The organism is Angustibacter speluncae (assembly GCF_054777815.1).
In genome coordinates, this window is the sequence record NZ_BAAHAF010000045.1 from 1 (window position 1) to 3,724 (window position 3,724).

At 78.7% G+C, this 3,724-nt stretch carries 2 protein-coding genes; both read left to right on the plus strand.

Annotated features, from left to right (window positions below):
* Nucleotides 1–2,816: FtsK/SpoIIIE domain-containing protein (locus tag ACYVKY_RS04865; protein WP_460433871.1), on the plus strand; the 2,816-nt coding region annotated here is incomplete at its 5' end.
* Nucleotides 2,813–3,724, plus strand: a 912-nt coding sequence (locus ACYVKY_RS04870; protein ID WP_460433872.1) for a serine/threonine-protein kinase, incomplete at its 3' end; no start/stop codon positions are given. The genes ACYVKY_RS04865 and ACYVKY_RS04870, both read left to right, overlap by 4 nt.

The following is a 3,724-nucleotide window of genomic DNA, read 5'->3' on the forward strand; positions in this document are numbered from 1 at the left end:
GCCTCGACACCGACGCCGACGCCCTGCCCGCCGAGTGCGGGGCGTCCGTCGTGGCCTCGACCGCGACCGGCACCCGCGCCGACGTCACCACCCGCGCCGGCACCGTCGCCGACGTCCTCGTGGACGGCGTCGACGCGGCGTCCGCCCGCGCCCTCGCGCTCGACCTGGCGCCGGTGCGGCTGCTCGGGTCGTCGTCGTCGACCACCGGCGACGACGGCCTGCCCTCGACCGTGCGGCTGCTCGACGAGCTCGGCCTCGCCGGCCTCACCCCGCAGCAGGTGCTCGACGGCTGGCGCGCCACCGGCGGCCGCAGCACCTCGGTGCTGCTGGGCCGCGGCGCCGACGGCCCGCTGCGGGTCGACCTGCGCCGCGACGGCCCGCACGCCCTGGTCGCGGGCACGTCCGGCGCGGGCAAGAGCGAGCTGCTCCAGTCGCTGCTCACCTCGCTGGCCCTCGGCAACGCGCCGTCCGAGCTGGCCCTGGTGCTGGTCGACTACAAGGGCGGTGCGGCGTTCCGCGAGGCGTCGCGGCTGCCGCACTGCGCCGGCCTGGTCACCGACCTGGACGGCCACCTGGCCGAGCGGGTGCTGGAGTCGCTGCGCGCCGAGCTCGGCCGCCGGGAGCGCCGCCTCGCCGAGGTGGGTGCCGTCGACCTCGAGGAGTACTGGGCCCGCACGAGCGGGCAGCAGCACGACGTGCCGCGCCTCGTCGTCGTGGTCGACGAGTTCGCGACGCTCGCCGAGGAGGTGCCCGAGTTCGTCGACGGCATCGTCGGCATCGGCATGCGCGGCCGCTCGCTCGGGGTGCACGTGGTGCTCGCGACGCAGCGTCCCGGTGGCGTCGTGACGCCGGACATCCGCGCGAACGTCAACCTGCGGATCTGCCTGCGGGTGACCCGGCCGGAGGACTCCTCGGACGTGATCGACTCCCCCGAGGCGGCGTCGATCTCGCGGCACGCGCCGGGTCGCGCCTGGGTGCGCACCGGCGCCGGCGAGATGTCGCTGGTGCAGACCGCCCGGGTGGCCGGCCCGGTGCCGTCGACCGTGCGCACCGGCCCGGCCGTCGTGGTCGAGCCGCGCACCGTGCACGGGCTCGGCCTGGCGGTGCCGCCCCCCGCGCCCGACCGCGCGGCCGCCGAGCAGCGCACCGACCTCGTCGCGGTGTGCGACGCCGTGCTGCACGCCGCGGCCGACGTGGCGCCGCCCGCACGCGGCCCGTGGCTCGAGCCGCTGCCCGAGCTGGTTGCGCTGCCGCTCGACCCGGTGGGTGCCGACGAGCCGGGGCTGCACGCCACCCTGGGGCTGGCCGACCTGCCGGGCGAGCAGGACCAGCGTCCGGCCGTGCTCGACCTCGCCGCGGCGGGCAACGTCCTGGTCGTCGGCGCGGTCCGCTCGGGCCGCACCACCGCGCTGCGGACGCTGCTCGCGTCCGCCCTGCACGGCCGCTCGGCCGACGACGTGCACGTGCACGTGCTCGACTGCGGCGGACGGGCGCTGTCCGGCCTGGCCGCGCTGCCCCACGTCGGGGCCGTCGTCGACGGCGACGACGCCGAGCGCACCGCCCGCCTGCTGGCCCGGCTGCGTGCCGAGGTGTCGCGCCGGCACCGGCTGCTCGCGGCCGAGGGGTACGGCTCGGCGGCCGAGCAGCGCGCCGGCTCGGCGACGCCGCTGCCGTGGTCGGTGCTCGTCGTCGACCGGTGGGACGCGCTGCGCGCGCAGTACGGCGACCGCGACGGCGGGACGCTGGTGTCCGGCGTCGAGCAGCTGCTGCGCGACGGCCCGGCGGTCGGGCTGCTGACCCTGCTGTCCAGCGACCGGGGCGGCCTGGGTCACCGCGTCGCCGGGGCGGTCACGCACCGGGTGCTGCTGCGCCAGGGCGAGCGGGACGACTGGTCGGCCCTCGAGGTCGACCCGCGCACCGTGCCGGTGCACATGCCCGCCGGTCGGGCGCTGCTGCTGCCGGGCCGCACCGAGGTGCAGGTCGCGGTGCTCGGCACCGACGCCTCCGGGGCCGGTCAGACCCGCGCCGCGCTCGACCTGCTCGCCGGGGTGCCGGCCGGGACGCCCGGGCCGCTGCGGGTCGACGAGCTCCCCGAGGTGCTGTCGGCCGAGGAGGCGGCGGGTCTCGGCGCGGTGCCGGTCGAGGAGGTCGGGCCCGACCCGCTGCCGGTGCCCGTCGGCGCCGGCGGAGACGAGCTCGCCCGCCAGGTGCTCGACCTGCGCACCCACGGCCCGGCGCTGCTCGTGGCGGGACGCTCGCGGTCGGGGCGCAGCACCGCCCTGGCCGGCGTGGTCGCCGCGCTCGCCGACCACGACGACGCCGAGGTGCTCGTGGTCACCCCGCGCCGCAGCCCGCTCGCCGGCGTGGCCGACGCGCTCGGCGTCCCGGTCGCGGGCCCGGGTCCGGCGACCGCGCAGGAGCTGTGCGACCTGCTGAACGAGGCGTCCGGCCCGGTGGTGCTCGTCGTCGACGACGCCGAGCTGCTCGCCGACGGCCAGGTCGGCCAGGTGCTCGAGCAGTTCCTCGCCCGGGCGGCGGACGACGGGTCGGCGCTGGTCGCCGCCACCGGCACCGACGACCTGATGATGCACCGGTACCGCGGCTGGCTCGGCGCCGCGCGGCGCGGCCGCTGCGGCCTGCTGCTGGGCGTGGCCGGCCCCGCGGACGGCGAGGCGTTCGACCTGCAGCTGCCGCGCTCGGCCGGGCAGGGCTGGCCGCCGGGGCGGGCGCTGCTGTGCGTCGCGGGTGCCACCCGCACCGTGCAGCTGCCGGACGCGCTCCCGACCCTCGCCGCGGACCCCCGCCCGGTACCGTGAGGCCGCTGCTGCTGGACCGCACGGGGAGGGGGCCGGTTCTGGACGAGCGCCCGACCCTGCCGCCCTCGCGCGTCCTGCGCCCCGGCGGGCGCCCGGTCGGCAGCCGCTACCGCGTCCACGACCGGATCGGCTCGGGTGCCACGGGCACCGTCTGGCGCGGCGAGCGCACCGACGACGGCACCCCCGTCGCGGTGAAGCTGCTGCGCACCGAGCTGGCCGAGGACCCCGACGTCGTCACCCGGTTCGTCCGCGAGCGCTCGACCCTGGTCGCGCTGGACCACCCCCACCTGGTCGGCGTGCTCGACCTGGTCGCCGAGGGCGAGCTGCTCGCGATCGTGATGCCGCTGGTCGAGGGCGTCGACCTGCGCCACCACCTGCGCGGGGACGCGGACGGCCCCCGGCTCTCGCGCCGGGCCGCGGTCGGCCTGCTCGCCGACGTCGCCGACGCGCTCGCGACCGTGCACGCGGCCGGCGTCGTGCACCGCGACGTCAAGCCCGAGAACGTGCTGATCGGCGGCACGACCGCCCGACCGGTCGGCATGCTCACCGACTTCGGCATCGCCAGCGCCACCCGCGACAGCCGGCTCACCCGGTCGTCGCGGTTCGTCGGCACCCCCGTCTACCTGGCCCCCGAGCGCGCGCTCGGCCGCACCAGCGGCGCCCCGGCGGACGTGTACGCGCTCGCCGTCACCGTCTACGAGGTGCTGGCCGGCCACCCCCCGTTCGCCGCCGCCGACGACCTCGCCGTGCTGCGCGCGCAGGTGGACGAGCACGCCCGCCGCCCCGACGGCTGGGACGACGCCGTCTGGGACGTCGTCTCCGCCGCGCTCGCGAAGTCGCCCGCCGTCGACCCCGGCGACGCCGAGCTCGGCCTCGGCCCGTCCGTGCAGGAGGTGCTGCCGCGGCGC